Source organism: Hydrogenophaga sp. GW456-12-10-14-TSB4 (genome assembly GCF_059424305.1).
Genome location: NZ_JBWKZH010000016.1, coordinates 39,913 through 56,233, shown reverse-complemented (window position 1 = coordinate 56,233; position 16,321 = coordinate 39,913). Strand labels below are relative to the sequence as shown.

General features: G+C 67.7%; 14 protein-coding genes. 5 read left to right on the top strand and 9 right to left on the bottom strand.

All coding sequences use genetic code 11. The features are described 5' to 3' along the window. Position 1 precedes the first annotated feature (1 nt). The 7 genes from AC07ZS_RS10505 to AC07ZS_RS10475 all read right to left on the bottom strand — a co-directional run bounded on the left by AC07ZS_RS10505 (position 2) and on the right by AC07ZS_RS10475 (position 7,635). Positions 2 to 1,042 carry a branched-chain amino acid ABC transporter permease gene (locus AC07ZS_RS10505; RefSeq protein WP_494798542.1) on the bottom strand — a complete coding sequence of 347 codons (1,041 nt, stop codon included), beginning with the start codon at positions 1,040 to 1,042 and terminating at the stop codon, positions 2 to 4. A 141-nt stretch (positions 1,043 to 1,183) separates the two neighbouring features. Continuing rightward, positions 1,184 to 2,317: an ABC transporter substrate-binding protein gene (locus tag AC07ZS_RS10500; RefSeq protein ID WP_494798541.1), complete on the bottom strand. Its 1,134-nt coding sequence runs from the start codon at positions 2,315 to 2,317 to the stop codon at positions 1,184 to 1,186. A 53-nt stretch (positions 2,318 to 2,370) separates the two neighbouring features. Next, entirely contained in the window at positions 2,371 to 2,790 is a 420-nt protein-coding gene (locus AC07ZS_RS10495) for an acyl-CoA thioesterase (protein ID WP_382156689.1), read from the bottom strand. Positions 2,791 to 2,795: 5 nt separating this feature from the next. Next, positions 2,796 to 3,560, bottom strand: coding sequence for an SDR family NAD(P)-dependent oxidoreductase (locus AC07ZS_RS10490; RefSeq protein ID WP_291116944.1), 765 nt, complete (start codon positions 3,558 to 3,560; stop codon positions 2,796 to 2,798). 23 nt (positions 3,561 to 3,583) lie between these two features. Then, positions 3,584 to 4,831, bottom strand: a complete 1,248-nt coding sequence (locus AC07ZS_RS10485) for a thiolase family protein (RefSeq protein WP_494798540.1) — start codon at positions 4,829 to 4,831, stop codon at positions 3,584 to 3,586. Positions 4,832 to 4,843: 12 nt separating this feature from the next. Beyond that, complete coding sequence (locus AC07ZS_RS10480) at positions 4,844 to 6,712, bottom strand: feruloyl-CoA synthase (protein ID WP_494798539.1); 1,869 nt, start codon at positions 6,710 to 6,712, stop codon at positions 4,844 to 4,846. A gap of 134 nt (positions 6,713 to 6,846) precedes the next feature. Next, entirely contained in the window at positions 6,847 to 7,635 is a 789-nt protein-coding gene (locus tag AC07ZS_RS10475) for a crotonase/enoyl-CoA hydratase family protein (protein WP_494798538.1), read from the bottom strand. Between the two features lie 381 nt (positions 7,636 to 8,016). On the opposite strand from AC07ZS_RS10475, the gene AC07ZS_RS10470 reads away from it, so the two are divergent. Next, positions 8,017 to 8,883: an amidohydrolase family protein gene (locus AC07ZS_RS10470; RefSeq protein WP_444686910.1), complete on the top strand. Its 867-nt coding sequence runs from the start codon at positions 8,017 to 8,019 to the stop codon at positions 8,881 to 8,883. Between the two features lie 10 nt (positions 8,884 to 8,893). Beyond that, positions 8,894 to 10,732, top strand: a complete 1,839-nt coding sequence (locus AC07ZS_RS10465; RefSeq protein ID WP_494798537.1) for an AMP-binding protein — start codon at positions 8,894 to 8,896, stop codon at positions 10,730 to 10,732. Between the two features lie 3 nt (positions 10,733 to 10,735). Here AC07ZS_RS10465 and AC07ZS_RS10460 read toward each other — a convergent pair whose 3' ends face one another. Beyond that, positions 10,736 to 11,365, bottom strand: a complete 630-nt coding sequence (locus AC07ZS_RS10460) for a 2-hydroxychromene-2-carboxylate isomerase (RefSeq protein WP_494798536.1) — start codon at positions 11,363 to 11,365, stop codon at positions 10,736 to 10,738. A 170-nt stretch (positions 11,366 to 11,535) separates the two neighbouring features. On the opposite strand from AC07ZS_RS10460, the gene AC07ZS_RS10455 reads away from it, so the two are divergent. Continuing rightward, positions 11,536 to 12,576, top strand: coding sequence for a TRAP transporter substrate-binding protein (locus AC07ZS_RS10455; protein ID WP_494798535.1), 1,041 nt, complete (start codon positions 11,536 to 11,538; stop codon positions 12,574 to 12,576). 447 nt (positions 12,577 to 13,023) lie between these two features. Here the strand turns inward: AC07ZS_RS10455 and AC07ZS_RS10450 are convergent, their stop codons facing one another. Further along, complete coding sequence (locus AC07ZS_RS10450; protein ID WP_494798534.1) at positions 13,024 to 14,154, bottom strand: 5-methyltetrahydropteroyltriglutamate--homocysteine S-methyltransferase; 1,131 nt, start codon at positions 14,152 to 14,154, stop codon at positions 13,024 to 13,026. 148 nt (positions 14,155 to 14,302) lie between these two features. On the opposite strand from AC07ZS_RS10450, the gene AC07ZS_RS10445 reads away from it, so the two are divergent. Next, positions 14,303 to 15,076, top strand: coding sequence for a GntR family transcriptional regulator (locus AC07ZS_RS10445; RefSeq protein ID WP_494798533.1), 774 nt, complete (start codon positions 14,303 to 14,305; stop codon positions 15,074 to 15,076). Positions 15,077 to 15,253: 177 nt separating this feature from the next. Further along, positions 15,254 to 16,291: a TRAP transporter substrate-binding protein gene (locus tag AC07ZS_RS10440; protein WP_494798532.1), complete on the top strand. Its 1,038-nt coding sequence runs from the start codon at positions 15,254 to 15,256 to the stop codon at positions 16,289 to 16,291. Positions 16,292 to 16,321: the final 30 nt, after the last annotated feature.

Below are 16,321 nucleotides of genomic sequence, written 5' to 3'. Positions count from 1 at the left end.
TTCAGTGGTCCTCGTCGGAATGCTTGCTGCTCAGGGACCTGAGCAGCAGGACGGGGAGGATCAGGGTGAAGACGATCACTTCCTTGAAGGCGCTGGCCCAGAAGGAGCCGAAGGCCTCGATCACGCCGACGCCCAGGGCCGCGACCAGCGCACCGGGGTAGCTGGCGAGGCCGGCGGCCACGGCGGCCACGAAGCCCTTGAGGCCGATCAGGAAGCCCGAGTCGTAGAACACGGTGGTGGTGGGGCCGATCAGCAGGCCCGAGAGCGCGCCGATGAAGGCCGCCATGGTCATGGTGAGCTGGCCCGATGCCTGCGAGGAGATGCCCATCAGGCGCGCGCCGGTGCGGTTGACCGCGATGGCGCGCAGCGCCTTGCCGCGCAGCGAGCGCTCGAAGTAGAGCCAGAGCATGACGATGAGGGCGATGGCGGCGGCGAAGGTGATGATGGCCTGGCCCGAGAGCATGACCGGGCCGATGGTGTAACGCGCGTCCCAGAACGCCGGGTTGCGGAAGCCCTCGGCGCCGAAGAACAGCAGGCCCAGGCCCGTCATGGCGAAGTGCACGCCGACCGAGACGATCAGCAGCACCAGCGGCGTGGCGCTTTCCAGCGACTGGTAGGCCACGCGGTAGACCAGCGGGCCGTACACGGTGACCACGGCCACGCTGAGCGCGGCCTGCACCCACAGCGGGAACTGCTGCGGCGCGGCCCAGATGGCGACGATCGAGACGATCACGGGCAGGGCCAGCGTGCGGCCGGCGGCCTTGAAGGCGATCAGCGCGTTGCGGTGGTGCCGCCAGCGGCCGAACAGCTCCATGAGCGCGGCCACGCCGGCCAGCAGCAACAGCAGCCACACGGTGCCGGGCACCTTGCCGGTCTGGAAGATGGCCAGGGTGAGCGCGCCGTACGCGACGAACTCGCCCTGGGGAATGAAGATGATCCGGGTGACGGTGAACACCAGGACGATGGCCAGGCCCAGCAGCGCGTACACCGCGCCGTTGGTGAGGCCGTCCAGCATCAGAATGCTGGCAATAGAGAAATCCATAAAACCCTCAACGATGGAAAGAGACGCCTTCTGATCCAGGGACACCGAGGGTCCGGCTCCGCCGGCCCCAGGTGTCGCCCCCCTCCCGCCGAAGGCGAGAGAGGGGGGAGGCGCCGAAGGCGACGCGGGGGGTGATTTCTATTACTCGACCTTGAATTTGCCGTCGACGACTTTCAGCATCACGCCGGTTTCGTTCGTGAAACCCCAGTGGTCGGCGGGCGTCCAGTTCATCACGCCGTGCGAGAAGATGGTGCGGCCCATGGTTTCCATGCCGTCGCGCAGCGCGGCGCGGAACTCGGGCGTGCCGGGCTTGGCCTTCTTCAGCGCGCCGGGGACGATCTTTTCCAGCACGATCTGCGCGTCGTAGGCGTGGCCCGCGAACTGGTTGCGCGAGTTGGCGCCGTAGGCCTTCTCGTACTTGGTCACGAAGTCGATGGCGACCTTCTTGGAGGGGTGGCTGTCGGGCAGCTGTTCGGCGATCACGGCCGGGCCGGAGACCACGAAGGCGCCTTCGACGGCCTTGCCGCCGACGCGCATCAGATCCTGTGTGGCCGCGGCGTGGGTCTGGTAGATCTTGCCCTTGAAGCCACGGTCGACCATGGCCATGTGCGGCATGGCCGCGCCGCTGCCGGAGGCGACGATCAGCACCGCGTCGGGGTTGGCCGAGGTGATCTTGAGGGCCTGCGGGGTGGCGCTGGTGTCGGTGCGCGCGAAGCGCTCGGTGGCGATGATCTTGATGCCGGCCTGGTCCAGCAGCGGCGTCACTTCCTTGAGCCACTGCTCGCCGTAGGCGTCGGTGTAGCCGAGGAAGCCGATGGTCTTGATGCCCTGCTTCTTCATGTGCTCGACCACGGCGTGGCCCATCACGGTGTTGGACTGCGGCAGGCGGAACACCCACTTGTCCTTGCCGGGCGGCAGGCCCACGGGCGAACCGGTCAGCTGCACGGTGCCGGCTTCGGTGGCGATGTCGCTCATGGCGGCGGCCACGGCGGTGATGCTCGAACCGATGATCATGTCGACCTTGTCTTCGGTCACGAAGCGGCGCGCGTTGGCCGCGCCCTTGCCCGGGTCGGTGGCGTCGTCGAGGATGATCAGGTTGACCTTCTCACCGGCGATCGTCTGGGGAAACAGCTTGAACTGGTTCTGCATCGGGATGCCCAGGCCGGAACCCGGGCCGGTCAGCGAGATGCTCACGCCGACGTTGATGTCCGCCAGCGCAGCGGTGCTGGCCAGGGCCGTGACGGCCACGGCGATGAGGGTTTTGACGGCTTTCATTCGAGTCTCCTTCTGGGGGTGGTGAAAAGGGAAAGGGCAGGGAAAACAGCGGCTCAAGAGCAGAGGGCCTTGATGTCCTCGGGCACGGGAATCGCCTTGATGCGCTCGGGCGCCTCCGGCGGGTGGATCACGAAGGCGCGTGTCTCGGTGCCTTCGCAGAGCACGTCGTCGCCGCGCTTGACCACGTGCCGGTGCATGAACACCTTCTCGCGCCACTCGGTCACGCTGGTGTGGATCTGCAGGCGCTCGCCGTAGGTGGCGGGGCGGCTGAACTTGGTGTGGATCTCCAGCAGGGGCGTGCCCACGATGCCGCGCGTCTTGACCAGCTCGCGCCAGGGCGGCACGCCGCACTTGACGAAGAAGTTCAGCGAGGACGCGTCCATCCACTTCGAGAAATTCGGAAAGAAGACGATGCCGGCGGGGTCGCAGTCGCCGAACATCACTTCCACTTCGTAAACAACGGTCTTGGTCATGGGATTTAACGAGGGGCCATTCTCAAAGCACCGTCGAGGCGGATCACTTCGCCGTTGAGGTGCGTGTTGGTGACGATGTGCGCGGCAAGCTGGGCGAACTCTTCGGGCTTGCCCAGGCGCGGTGGGAAGGGGATGCTGGCGGCCAGCGACTGTTGCACCGGCTCGGGCAGCTGCTTCATCAGCGGCGTGCTGAACAGGCCGGGCGCGATGGTGCAGACGCGGATGCCGTGTTGCGCGAGGTCGCGCGCCATCGGCAGCGTCATGCCCACCAGGCCGCCCTTGGAGGCGCTGTAGGCCTGCTGGCCGATCTGGCCGTCGAACGCGGCCACGCTGGCGGTGAACACCATCACGCCGCGCTCGCCGTCTTCCAGCGCATCCAGTTTGGCGCAGGCGGCGGCGAACAGGCGGCTGGCGTTGTAGGTGCCGATCAGGTTGACGTTGATGACCTTGGCAAAGTCTTCCAGCGGTGCGGGGCTGCCGTCCTTGGCGACCACGCGCTTGGCCGAGCCGATGCCGGCGATGTTCATCAGGATGCGCGCCGGGCCGTGGGCCGCGGCGGCCTGGTCGATCGCGGCCTGCAGGCTCTCGGTGTTGGTGATGTCGCACAGCAGCGCCACGCCGCCGATGTCGGCCGCGACGCGCTTGGCGTTGTCCAGGTTCACATCGAGCACGGCGACCTTGGCGCCCAGGCGCGCGAGTTCGCGCGCGGTGGCCTCGCCCAGGCCCGAGCCACCACCGGTGACGAGGGCTGCGTGTCCTTGAATGTTCATAGAGGTCTCCTTCTTCTCTGGTTTCAGGCGTTCGGATTCTCGATCAGCAGCGCCATGCCCTGGCCACCTCCCACGCAGGCGCTGGAGATGCCGTAGCGCTGGCCGCTGCGCTGCAGTTCGCGCGCCAGCGTGAGCGTCAGGCGCACACCGGTGGCGGCGAGCGGGTGGCCCAGCGCGATCGCGCCGCCGTTGACGTTGAGCTTGTCCAGGTCCATGCCGAGCTCGCGCGCCACCGCCAGGGTCTGCGCGCCCTGGGCTTCGTTCACCTCGAAGCGCGCGATGTCGCTCAGCTTGAGGCCGGTGCGCTCCAGCAGCAGGCGGATGGCGGGTGCGGGGCCGATGCCCATGATCTCGGGCGGCACGCCCACGGCGGCGGCGGCCACCACGCGGGCCAGCGACCGCTTGCCGTTCGCTTTCGCATAGGCGCCGGAGGCGACCACGCAGGCCGCGGCGGCGTCCACCAGCGCGGAGCTGTTGCCGCCGGTCTGCACACCGCCCTCGAACACGGGCTTGAGCTTGGCCAGCACCTCCACCGGCGAGAGGCGCGGGTGGGTGTCGGTGGCGACTTCGGTGAGCTTGCCCTGCAGGCGGATGCCGCGCGCCTTGTAGCCCGCGAGCTCGAACTTCTCGGTCACCACCGGCACGATCTCACCGGCGAGAAAACCGCTTTCCTGCGCGGCCACGGCCTTGGCAAACGAGGCCGAAGCGAAGGCGTCCACGTCCTCGCGCGCGATGCTGTACTTCTTCGCCAGGTTCTCGGCGGTCTGGATCATGTTGATGCCGGCCGCCGGATCCTTCAGCGCTTCCCACATGTAGTCCTTGAAGCCCACCGGCGCGCCCAGCTTGAAGCCGGTGCGGTGGTCGAAGGCGGCGATGGGGTTGCGCGTCATGCTCTCGGTGCCCACCACCAGCGCGGCGTCGCAGGCGCCGCCCTGGATGTGTTCGCCGGCCTGGCGGAACAGCTCGAAGCCGGTGCCGCAGATGCGCTGCGCCATGATGGCCGGCACCTCCACCGGCACGCCGGCGTACAGGCCGATGTGGCGCGGCAGGAAGAACTGGTCGAAGTCGCCGGGCGCCATGTTGCCGGTGACCACCGAGCCGATGTGCTCGCCCGGCACGCCCGCGCGCGCCAGCGCTTCGCGCGCGGCCTTGATGCCCAGGTCGGTCGGCGAGATGTGGCCCAGCGCGCCGCAGTAGTCCACCAGGGGGGTGCGCACGCCGTCGAGCAGCCAGACGTCGTCGAACGCGTTGAAGAAGCCTCGGGAAGCCATGTCGTCTTTCGGTTATTCGGGTTTCAGGATGGCGTGCAGCGTGTCGGCGTGCAGGCGTTCCACGGTCTCGGCCCGGTGGGCCAGCACCGCGCGCTGGTTGATCGAGCCCTTGTCGGTGATCTCGCCGCGGTCGATCGTGGGCGGGTCGGCCAACAGGCACAGGCGCGCGATGCGGCTGGCGCTGCCGGTGGACGTCTTGGCGAGTTCGGTCACCACGCGCTGGAAGTGCGCGAGCACGGGCGCGCTGTTGAGCACGTCGTGCAGCGAGGCCTCGGCACCCAAGCCGCTGAGCGCGCGCACCGCGCCGGTGGGGAACACCATGGCACCGACTTCCTTCATGTTCAGGCCGGTGAGCACCACGTCCTGGATGTAGGGCGCGCCGGCCGCGATGATCTTCGCGCGCAGCGGGCCCACGCTCACGAAGGTGCCGGTGGCGAGCTTGAAGTCTTCGGCGATGCGGCCGTCGAACTTCAGGCCCTGGTGGATGTCGGTCTCGTCGATCCACTTCACCGCGTCGCCGGTCTTGAAGAAGCCTTCCTCGTCGAAGGCGTCGGCGGTTTCCGCCGGCATGCGCCAGTAGCCGGGCGTGATGTTCGGACCCCGGTAGCGCACCTCGGTCTTGCCGTCGGTGTCCACCAGTTTGAGCTCCAGGCCCGGCGTGGGCAGGCCCAGGTCGCCCGCCTTCACGTTGGCGCTGGTCACGTACAGGCCGAACGGGCCCGACTCGGTCATGCCCAGGCCGGTGCCCATGACGATGCGTTCGCCGATTTCCTGTTCCTGCACCGCGTGCAGCGCGTCCCACACCGGCTGCGCCAGCGCGGCGCCGGCGTAGAAGAACATGCGCACGCGCGAGAGCAGGGTCTTGCGCAGGGCGTCGTCGGTCTTCATCGCGTTGGCGATCGCCTCGAAACCCGTGGGCACGTTGAAGTACACCGTGGGCGCGATCTCGCGCAGGTTGCGCAGCGTCTCGGCCATCAGCGCGGGCGTGGGTTTGCCGTCGTCGATGTAGAGCGTGCCGCCGTGGTACAGCACCATGCCGACGTTGTGGTTGCCGCCGAAGGTGTGGTTCCAGGGCAGCCAGTCCACCAGCACCAGCGGGTTCTCGGCCAGCACCGGCATGGACTCGGTCATCTGCTGCTGGTTGGCGCACCACATGCGCTGCGTGTTGATCACGGCCTTGGGCATCTTGGTCGAGCCCGAGGTGAAGAGGAACTTGGTGATGGTGTCCGGGCCGGTGGCGGCCATGGCGGCGTCTACCGCCGGCGTGGTCTCGGTGGCCAGCAGCGAGGCGAATGAGGTGGTGGCGCGGCCGGGCACGCTGCCTGTGGTGGTGACGAGTTCGACGCCTTCACCCAGCGTGGCCAGCATGGCGCGGCCGTAGCGCTGCGCGTCGGCGGCGAACACCAGGCCGGGCGTGAGCGTCTTCACCACGTGGTGCAGCTTGTCGAAGTCCTGGCTCACCAGCGAGTAGGCGGGCGAGGTCGGGCAGTAGGCGATGCCGGCGTAGACACAGCCCAGCGCGAGCAGCGCGTGTTCCAGGTCGTTTTCGCTCAGGATCAGCACCGGCTTGTCGGCGGACAGGCCCCGGTTCAGCAGGCCCTGGCCGATGCGGCGCGCCGCGTCGAGCGCCTGTGCGAAGCTGATGTGCTGCCAGTCGCCCGTGCTGCCGTCGGCGTTTTTCGAGCGGCGCGCGAACAGGGTCTGGTCGGGGCGCGTCTGCGCCCAGTGCACCAGGCGGTCGGTGATGCGTGCGGGGAAGGCGGACAGGTCCTGCTGCGCGCTCAGGTAGTGCACGCCGGTGTCGCCGTCGCGCAGCGTGGCGCGGGTGACGCCGAAGGTCAGGGGCCGGTAACGGGCGGCCGTGGCGGGGTTCTGGCTCATGTCTCTCTCGGGCGGTTTGTCGTTGTCGATCAATCGTGTCGGCGCACGCGCCTCTTCCAGGGATGCCGCGGAACCGGCTTTGCCGGGCCCAGGCATCGCCCCCTGGGGGGTGACGCCGAAGGCGGCGCGGGGGGTTAATCCTTGCTGACTTTGTTCGCGCGGCCTTCGAGGAAGGCGCGCACACGCTCTTTCGCCTCGGGGGCGTTCTGCACGATGGCGGCCATCAGCGCTTCGGTGAAGAAACCCTGGTCGGCCGGTTGTTCGGCGATGCGCGGCAGGGCGTGCATCAGCGCGTAGTTGGTCAGCGGCGCGTTGCCGGCGATGCGCGTGGCCAGCTCCATGGCCTTCTCCAGCGCCGTGCCTTCGGGCACCAGGTACTGCGCCAGGCCGATGCGCTCGCCGTCCTCGGCCTTGTAGACGCGGCCGGTGAACATCATGTCGGCCATGCGCGCGGTGCCGATCAGGCGCGGGATGCGCACCGAGCCGCCGCCACCCACGAAGATGCCGCGCGAGCCTTCGGGCAGCGCGAAGAAGGACGAGGCGTCGGCCACGCGAATGTGGCAGGCGCTGGCCAGCTCCAGGCCGCCGCCGACCACCGCGCCATGCAGCGCCGCGACCACCGGCACCGGGCCGTGCTGCACGCATTCGAGCGCGGCGTGCCACATGCGCGAGTGGTGCACGCCCTGGCCGGCGTCGCGTTCCTGCAGTTCGGAGAGGTCCAGGCCGGCGCAGAAGTGGTCGCCCGCGCCGTGGATCACGGCGGCGCGCACGCCTTGCGGCATGCCCTGGAAGATGTCGCGCAGCGCGAGAATGAGGCCGTCGTTGAGCGCGTTGCGCTTGGCCGGGCGGTTCAGCGTGATGACCGCGATCTCGGACGATTCGCCTTGCAGGCTCAGGCTGATGTCGGTGGAATGAATGGGCATGAGGCAGGGATGGCGTGCTTGAAGTGAGGCTGCATTATTGTTATAAACAATAACCAAAACAAGCGCGCCGGTCGAAAAACGACCCCCGTGTTTACCCTAGGGCCTGTTCACACTGTTTTTCCAAGATGCGTTGCGAATCAAAAAGTCCATGCGCAAGGCGCGAAACGCCGACGGGCCGGTGGCCCGGCAAGGCTTCGCAACGCGGCGCATGGGCTTTTTGGTCGCAACCCGAAGGGCAGGCGTTTAGAACAGCGCCACTCGTCGTTGCACGCCTAGGCCAGACACCCGGTCTGGCCGTCGTCATGCGCCTAGATTGGCGCTGTTCTAAACACCTGCGCACTTGGAAAAACAGTGTGAACAGGCCCTAACCCCGGAGACAAGATGGACCACAAGAACCTCCTCGCGATCGACATCCACACCCACGCGGAAGTGAGCTGTCGCAACCCCTTCGACAACTACGGCGAGGAGTACGACCGCGCGGCGGACAAGTACTTCGGCAGCAACCGCCGACCCACCATCGCCGAGACCATCGCCTACTACCGCGAGAAGAAGATCGGCCTGGTGATGTTCACGGTGGACAGCGAGTCCAAGCTGGGTCGCCGGCGCATTCCGAACGAAGAGATCGCGCAGGCCGCGCGCGAGAACAGCGACATGATGATTGCCTTCGCCAGCATCGATCCGCACAAGGGCAAGATGGGCGCGCGCGAGGCCGAACGGCTGATCGCGGAGGAGGGCGTCAAGGGCTTCAAGTTCCACCCCACGGTGCAGGGCTACCACCCCTACGACAAGATGGCCTGGCCGATCTACGAGGTGATCAACGCGCACAAGCTGCCCGCGATCTTCCACACTGGGCACAGCGGCATTGGCTCGGGCATGCGCTGCGGCGGCGGCCTGCGGCTGGAGTACAGCAACCCCATGCACCTGGACGACGTGGCGATCGACTTCCCCGACATGCAGATCGTCATGGCCCACCCCAGTTTTCCGTGGCAGGACGAGGCGCTCAGCGTGGCCACGCACAAGCCCAATGTGTGGATCGACCTCTCGGGCTGGAGCCCGAAGTACTTTCCGAAGCAGCTGGTGCAGTACGCGAACACGCTGCTGAAGGACCGCGTGCTGTTCGGCAGCGACTACCCGTTGATCACGCCCGAGCGCTGGATGAAGGACTTCGAGGTGGCCGGCTTCAAGCCCGAGGTGATGCCCGGCATCCTGAAGGGCAACGCGGTGCGCCTGCTGGGCCTGGACGCCTGAGGCCGCGCCCATGCAGGCTTTCACCACGCTGGCCGACATTCAGCGGCTGGAGCAGATCCCGCGTGAGCAGACCGCGCCGCACCGCAGCCCGTATGCGCTGATCCGCGCCACGGCCGAACGTTTTCCCGAGCGCGAGGCGTTCACCTTCCTGCCCGATGCCGGGCTGGAGACGCCGCCGCGGCGCGTCAGCTACCGCGCGCTGCTGGCCGACATCCACCGCGCGGCCAACCTGTTCCGCTCGCTTGGCGTGGGGCCGGGCGACGCGGTGGCGCTGCTCGCGCCCAACCTGCCCGAGGCGCACGCGGTGCTCTGGGGCGCGCAGCTCGCGGGCCGCGTGTGCCCCATCAACTACCTGCTGCAGCCCGATCACATCGCGGCCTTGCTGAAGGCCTCGAACGCCAAGCTGCTGGTCGCGCTCGGGCCCAACAGCGAGCTGGCGGTGTGGCCGGTGGCCGGGCAGGTGGTGCAGCACCACGCGCTGCCCTTGCTGCAGATCCGTGTGGGTGAACAAGTCGCGCCCGGCGTGCCGGTGCTGCAGGACCTGCTCGCCGGGCAACCCGAGGCGCTGGGCTTCGAGCCCGACCTGGACCCTGACCGCGTGGTGGCGCTGTTCCACACCGGCGGTACCACGGGCGCGCCCAAGCTCGCGCAGCACACGCAGGGCAATGAGGCGCACACGGCCTGGTTCGCTCATGCCTTCTACGATGTGGACGAGCACGCGGTGGAGATCAACGGCTTTCCGCTGTTCCACGTCGCCGGCGCCTTCGTCTACGGCCTGGCCCTGCTGGCGGTGGGTGCGCGCCAGGTGTTGCCCACGCTCAGCGGCATGCGCAATACCGGCTTTGTGCGGCGCTACTGGGCGTTCTGCGAGCGCGAGCGCGTGACGCACCTGGCCTGTGTGCCCACGGTGCTCGCGGCGCTGATGGGTGTGCCGGTGGATGCGGACATCACCACCGTGCGCGCGGCCTACACCGGCGGCTCGCCGCTGCCATCGGAACTCGCGCAACGCTTTGAAGCCGCCACCGGCATTCCGGTGCGCAACATCCTGGGCATGACCGAGTGCGCGGGGCTGGTGAGCATCGAGCCGCTGCTCGGCCCGCGCACGCCCGGCTCGGCCGGCCTGCGCCTGCCCTACACCGAGGTGCACGCCGTGCCCTGGCGCGACGGCGAGGCGAAGCTGAGCGAGCGCTGCGCGGCGGGCGAGACCGGCGTGCTGGTGCTGCGCGGCCCGCATGTGAGCCCGGGCTACACCGATGCCGCGCGCAACGCCGGGATGTTCGAGCAGGGCTGGATCGTCACCGGCGACCTGGGGCACCTCGACGAGGCCGGTCGCATCCACATCACCGGCCGCGCGAAGGACGTGATCATCCGTGGCTCGCACAACATCGACCCCGGCCTGGTGGAAGACGCGTTCCTCGCGCACCCCGCCGTGGCCCTGTGCGCCGTGGTGGCCGAGCCCGATGCCTACGCGGGCGAGGTGCCGGTGGCCTTCGTGACGCTCAAGCCGGGCGCCACCCTGCTTGCCGATGAGTTGCTGGCCGCCGTGGCGCCGCAGGTCTATGAACGGCCGGCCTGCCCGAAGCGCGTGGTGCTGTTGGAGGCCTTGCCGATGACCGCGATCGGCAAGGTGTTCAAGCCCGAGCTGCGTTTGCGCGCGATCGAGATCAAGCTGGCCGAAGCGCTGGGCGAGTGGGCGCCCGGTGTGCCGGCGCGCGTGCAGGCGCTGGAGCGGGGCGGGCGGCAGTGCGCGGTGATCACCGTGCCTGGCCCGCGCGACGAGGCGCTGCGCGAGCGCCTGATGCAAGGCCTGGCGGCGATGGCCGTGGAGACCGAGCTGCGGTTTGAGTAGGCGCTACCAGCCGCCTCGGGCCAGCCAGCGCTCGACCTGATCGAGCTTGTCCACGCCCCAGAACGGCTCGCCGTCCACCACCACGGTGGGCGAGCCGAACACGCCTGCTTTCAGTGACGCGTCGACCATGGCACGCAACAGCGACGCGGCTTCTTCGCCCGCGGCCGCCTCGGCCACCGCGTCGGCCGACAGACCCTCGGGGAGGGCGAGGCCGCGCAGCGCGTCGGGGTGAGACAGGTCCTGGCCTTCGCCCCAGTAGGCCGCGTAGATTGCGTGCGCCAACGCGGCCGCGTGGCCGGGGTGGTGCTGTTTCACCCAGGCGAAGGCGCGCGCGCAGGGCAGGGGGTTCATCACCGGGTCGCTGGGCTGGCGCTTCATCGGGATGCCGTGCTCGCGCGCATGGCGCAGCACGTCGCGCGCGGTGTAGGGGCCCTTCAAAGGCGTGTCCATCAGCGGCTTGAGGCCCATCACCTTCATCACCGACACACCCAGCAGCATGGCGCGCCAGTCCACCTTGCGGCCGTGGCGCGCAGCCAGCGCTTCGATGCGCAGCGAGGCGAAGTAGCCGTAGGGCGAGATGAAGTCGAAGTGGAACTGGACAGGCTCGATCGAAATATTGCTAGCAGGTTTCATAACAATATGGAATAGCTGTTTGTACCTAAACGGGCTGGCTCGGTGGGTACGATGGCCGCACAGTGTGCCTGTTGTGTCTGACGTGGCACATGCCTTGTCCTGGCCCACCCTGCGGGGTGCGCCGCACGGACCTTTCTTTCTCCCTTTCTTTTTCTCTCAGGAGTTTCTCCATGACCTTCCTTCGACGCCGCAAAGCCATCGTGGCGATGGCCGCCCTGGGCGCAGCCACCCTGGCGGGCAGCGCCCTGGCGCAGCAGACCGTGACGCTGCGCCTGCACCAGTTCCTGCCGCCGACGGCGCCGATTCCGGCGCTGGCCATCGTGCCGTGGGCCAAGAAGGTCGAGGCGGAGTCGGGTGGTCGCATCAAGGTGCAGCTGTTCCACTCGATGTCGATGGGTGGTTCGCCGCCGCAGCTGTTCGACCAGGCGCGCGACGGCGTGGTGGACATTTCCTGGACGGTGCTGGGCTACACGCCGGGCCGTTTCAACAAGGCCGAGGTGTTCGAGCTGCCGTTCATGAGCGGTGCGGCCGAGCCGGCGTCGCGCGCGTTCCACGAGTTCGTGGAGAAGCACGCGGCCGACGAGTTCAAGGACGTGAAGCTGCTGGCGGCGCACACGCACGGCCCCGGCCTGTTCCACACGAAGGACCCGCTGACGAAGCTGGAAGACCTGAAGGGCAAGAAGGTGCGCGGCGGTTCGCGTGTGATCAGCAACATGCTGCTGAAGCTGGGTGCCACGCCGGTGGGCATGCCGGTGCCGGCGGTGACGGAGTCGCTGACCAAGGGCGTGATCCAGGGCACGACGATTCCGTGGGAGGTGGTGCCTTCGCTGAAGATCGCCGAGATCGTGAAGAACCACACCACGTTCGCGGGTGAGCAGGGTCTGTTCACGCAGACGTTTGCGATGACGATGAACCGCCGCAGCTACGAGAAGCTGCCGGCGGACCTGAAGAAGGTGATCGACGCCAATTCGGGCGTCGAGACGGCCGCGCTGTTCGGCCGGGCGATGGACGAGGGCGATCGCCTGGGTCTTGCATCGGCCAAGAAGCTGGGCAACAACATCGTGGCGCTGGACGCTGCCGAGACCGCGCGCTGGAAGGCCGCTGCCGTGGCGGTGGAGGCCGACTGGATCAAGGAAGTGCAGGGCAAGAACATCGACGGCACCAAGCTGGTGGCCGAGGCGCGTGCGCTGATTGCCAAGCACAGCAAGTAATTCAACTTTCGGTTGAATTTCGCCGGGCCGCTCGTTTTCGGGCGGCCCTTTTTTTCGCGCCTGCCGGGTGGGCAGGGTCGGGTGGTCCGGTCATGCTGGCGCCGGCTGCTCGCGGGCGTCTGCTTCTGGTCCGCGGCTACCCCTGCGTCAACACCGGGCTGGCGAGCTCACTTTTGTGGCAACCGCGAATGGGCCGGCGCCCTCATGCCCAAACCGCCCGCCCCCAATGCGATGGTGGGGCACCCAGGGTGGTGTGCCTGCGTTGTTTCGCAGGACGGTGGCGGTGTCCGAATGCGCAGGCCCCCATTCGCGGTTGCCACAGAGGCAGCGCGCCAGGATGACGTTGACGAAGGGGTGACAGCGCACCGAAGCAGCCGCCCGCGAGCAGGGCCGGAGCAGTCGGGCGCCGCCACCGGCCTGACGCGAGGTCAACGCCAGAAAGGCAACTCAGCCCCAAACCTCCCGAGCCGTCTCCACCACAAGGGCGAGCTTCCGACGCTGATCCTCCACAGCGATGTTGTTCCCGTGCACGGTCGAAGAGAACCCGCATTGAGGAGAAAGGCACATCTGCTCCAGAGGCGCGTACTTGGACGCCTCGTCGATGCGCCGCTTCAGATCGTCCTTGCTCTCCAGCTGGCCGAACTTCGTCGTCACCAGCCCCAGCACCACCACCTTGTCCTTGCTCAGGTAGCGCAAAGGCCGGAAATCCCCGGACCGGTCGTCGTCGTACTCCAGGAAAAACGCGTCCAGCTTCATCTCTGACAACAAAGCCTCCGCCACCGGCTCGTAATTGCCCGCCGCCGCGTGCGTGCTCTTGAAATTGCCCCGGCACAGGTGCATCGCCAAAGTCATGCCCGCCGGCTTGTGCGCCACCACCTTGTTGATGAAACCCGCGTACCGGTGCGGCAACTCGTTCGGATCGTCCCCGCGCTGGCGCGCCGCCTCGCGCATGCGCTCATCGCACAGATACGCCATGTTCGTGTCGTCCATCTGCACGTAAGTGCAACCGGCGTCCGCCAGACTCTGCAACTCCTCGCCATACGCCTTCGCTACATCGTCGTAGAACACCGGGTCCAGCTCCGGATACGCCTCCTTGCTGATCCCCGCGCGCCCACCCCGGAAATGCAGCATCGTCGGCGACGGAATCGTCACCTTCGGCGTGACCGGAGCCGGCAACCCCAGGGCCGCCACCTGTGCCTTCAGGTACTGGAAATCCGCCAGCTGGATGTTCTTCGCATGCCGCACCTTGTCGATCACGCGGATCACCGGCGGCGCCAGCTCCTCCGTGCCGTCCGGCTTGCGGATCGTCACCGGAATGTCTGTCTTCACGCCACCCAGCTGCTCCAGGAAATCGATGTGGAAATACGTGCGGCGGAACTCGCCGTCCGTGATCGACTGCAGACCCACGTCGGCCTGGAACTTCACGATCTCGGTGATCGCGCGGTCCTCCACCTCGCGCAGCTGCGCCGCGCTGATCTCGCCCTTGGCCTTCTTCTCGCGGGCGTCGAGCAGGTAGGCCGGTCGCAGAAAACTGCCGACGTGGTCGGCGCGGAACGGGGCACGGGTGCGCAGGCTCATGATGGAAAACGTCCTCGGGTGTTGGTTCTGAAAACGGGGGTGAAGGCGCACTTTGCCAGCCTTGAATGAATACAGAAACCTATGGAAAACCCCGATTCGATGGCAAATCGCTTGAAAATCAGCGGTTTCTGTATACATTCCGTATCCCATGACCCTGGAAGCCCTGTCCCCCACCGAGCCCGTGGGCGCCACCGAAAGCGCCCAGGTGCGCGCCCTGCTGCAGTTGCGCGAGCTGATCCTCTCGGGTGAGCTGGCCGGCGGCTCGCGCATCGCCGAGCTGGCCATCGTGGAGCGGCTGGGCGTCTCGCGCACCCCCATCCGCGCCGCGCTGATGCGGCTGGAGCAGGAAGGCTTGCTCGAAGCCCTGCCCAACGGCGGCTACGTGGTGCAGACCTTTTCCGAGCGCGACATCGCCGACGCGATCGAGCTGCGCGGCACGCTCGAAGGCCTGCTGGCCCGGCTGGCGGCCGAGCGCGGCGCGCCTGGCGCGGTGCTGCTCGAAGCCCGGCAATGCCTCAACCGCCTGGACACCGTGCTCGCCGTGCCCGCGCTCGACGACAAGGGCTTCTCCGACTACGTCGCCCTCAACAGCCAGTTCCACGCCCTGGTCTGGGAAATGGCCGACAGCCCCACCATCGCGCGCCAGCTGGAGAAAGTGCTCTCCCTGCCGTTCGCCTCGCCCTCGGGCTTCGTGGTGATGCAGGCGCATTCCCAGCGCGCGCGCGACATGCTGGTGGTGGCGCAGGACCAGCACCGCCAGGTGCTCGACGCCATCGAACAACGCGAAGGCACGCGGGCCGAAGCCATCATGCGCGAGCACTCCCGCCTGGCCCAGCGCAACCTGCGCGAGGTGCTGGCCGGCCACGCCACGGTGCACGCGCCGGCCTCCATGCCGGCCATCAAGCTCATCCGCCGCCGTTGAGGCGCCCGAAATGCAGAAGGTTTCATAGAAAAACGGCATAACTGAAAGTCGGTTATCTGGCTGGCGGAGATCCCGGCGGCCATGCACAGTGTGGGCAAGACGTTCTTCAAGCCTGCCGGAAGTCGGAGTGCGCCCACACGCTCGCGACCCGGCGAACACAAGGAACTGGAGACAAGCATGAGATTCATCCAACGCCGAACCGCCTTGCTGGCCGTGGGTGCCCTGGCTGGCGCCCTGATGGCGGGCAACGCCCTGGCCCAGCAGGTCACGCTGCGGCTGCACCAGATGCTGCCCCAGCAGGCCACCATCCCGGCTCGCGCGCTGATCCCCTGGGCGCAGAAGGTGGAAGCCGAGTCGGGCGGCAAGATCAAGGTGCAGCTGTTCCATGCCATGGCGCTGGGCGGCGCGCCACCGCAGCTGTTCGACCAGGCCCGCGACGGCGTGGTGGACCTGACCTGGACGGTGCTGGGTTACACCCCGGGCCGTTTCAACAAGTCCGAGGTGTTCGAGCTGCCCTTCATGAGCGGCTCGGCGGAAGAGTCCTCGCGCGCCTTCCAGGAGTACGTCGAGAAGTACGCCGCCGACGAATTCCGCGAGGTCAAGCTGATCGCGGTGCACACCCACGGCCCCGGCCTGTTCCACACCAAGACCCCGGTGACCGGGCTGGAGAGCCTGCGCGGCATGAAGGTGCGCGGCGGCTCGCGCATCATCAACAACATGCTCACCAAGCTCGGCGCCACGCCCGTGGGCATGCCGGTGCCGGCCGTGACCGATGCCCTGTCCAAGGGCACCATCGACGGCACCACCATTCCCTGGGAAGTCACGCCTTCGCTCAAGGTGACGGAGCTGGTGAAGAACCACACCACCTTTGCCGGCAAGCAGGGCCTGTACACCCAGACCTTCGCGTTCTCCATGAACCGCGCCAGCTACGAGAAGCTGCCGGCGGACCTCAAGAAGGTGATCGATGCCAACTCCGGCATCGAGACGGCCGCCATGTTCGGCAAGGCCATGGACGACGGCGACAAGGCCGGCCGCGAGATCGCCGAGAAGGCCAAGAACAACATCGTCGCGCTGGACCTGGCCGAGACGCAGCGCTGGCGCCGCACGGCGGCCACCGTCGAGACCGACTGGGTCAACGAAATGAAGGGCAAGAACATCGACGGAGCCAAGCTCCTGTCGGAAGCGCGTGCGTTGATCGCGAAGTACCAGCGATAATCCCGCACCCCCATCGGGGCGGCCTTCCTG

Bases quoted from the DNA above. Each gene is read 5' to 3' on its own strand.
- AC07ZS_RS10505 (WP_494798542.1), bottom strand. From the start codon at position 1,042: ATGGATTTCTCTATTGCCAGCATTCTGATGCTGGACGGCCTCACCAAC.
- AC07ZS_RS10500 (WP_494798541.1), bottom strand. From the start codon at position 2,317: ATGAAAGCCGTCAAAACCCTCATCGCCGTGGCCGTCACGGCCCTGGCC.
- AC07ZS_RS10495 (WP_382156689.1), bottom strand. From the start codon at position 2,790: ATGACCAAGACCGTTGTTTACGAAGTGGAAGTGATGTTCGGCGACTGC.
- AC07ZS_RS10490 (WP_291116944.1), bottom strand. From the start codon at position 3,560: ATGAACATTCAAGGACACGCAGCCCTCGTCACCGGTGGTGGCTCGGGC.
- AC07ZS_RS10485 (WP_494798540.1), bottom strand. From the start codon at position 4,831: ATGGCTTCCCGAGGCTTCTTCAACGCGTTCGACGACGTCTGGCTGCTC.
- AC07ZS_RS10480 (WP_494798539.1), bottom strand. From the start codon at position 6,712: ATGAGCCAGAACCCCGCCACGGCCGCCCGTTACCGGCCCCTGACCTTC.
- AC07ZS_RS10475 (WP_494798538.1), bottom strand. From the start codon at position 7,635: ATGCCCATTCATTCCACCGACATCAGCCTGAGCCTGCAAGGCGAATCG.
- AC07ZS_RS10470 (WP_444686910.1), top strand. From the start codon at position 8,017: ATGGACCACAAGAACCTCCTCGCGATCGACATCCACACCCACGCGGAA.
- AC07ZS_RS10465 (WP_494798537.1), top strand. From the start codon at position 8,894: ATGCAGGCTTTCACCACGCTGGCCGACATTCAGCGGCTGGAGCAGATC.
- AC07ZS_RS10460 (WP_494798536.1), bottom strand. From the start codon at position 11,365: ATGAAACCTGCTAGCAATATTTCGATCGAGCCTGTCCAGTTCCACTTC.
- AC07ZS_RS10455 (WP_494798535.1), top strand. From the start codon at position 11,536: ATGACCTTCCTTCGACGCCGCAAAGCCATCGTGGCGATGGCCGCCCTG.
- AC07ZS_RS10450 (WP_494798534.1), bottom strand. From the start codon at position 14,154: ATGAGCCTGCGCACCCGTGCCCCGTTCCGCGCCGACCACGTCGGCAGT.
- AC07ZS_RS10445 (WP_494798533.1), top strand. From the start codon at position 14,303: ATGACCCTGGAAGCCCTGTCCCCCACCGAGCCCGTGGGCGCCACCGAA.
- AC07ZS_RS10440 (WP_494798532.1), top strand. From the start codon at position 15,254: ATGAGATTCATCCAACGCCGAACCGCCTTGCTGGCCGTGGGTGCCCTG.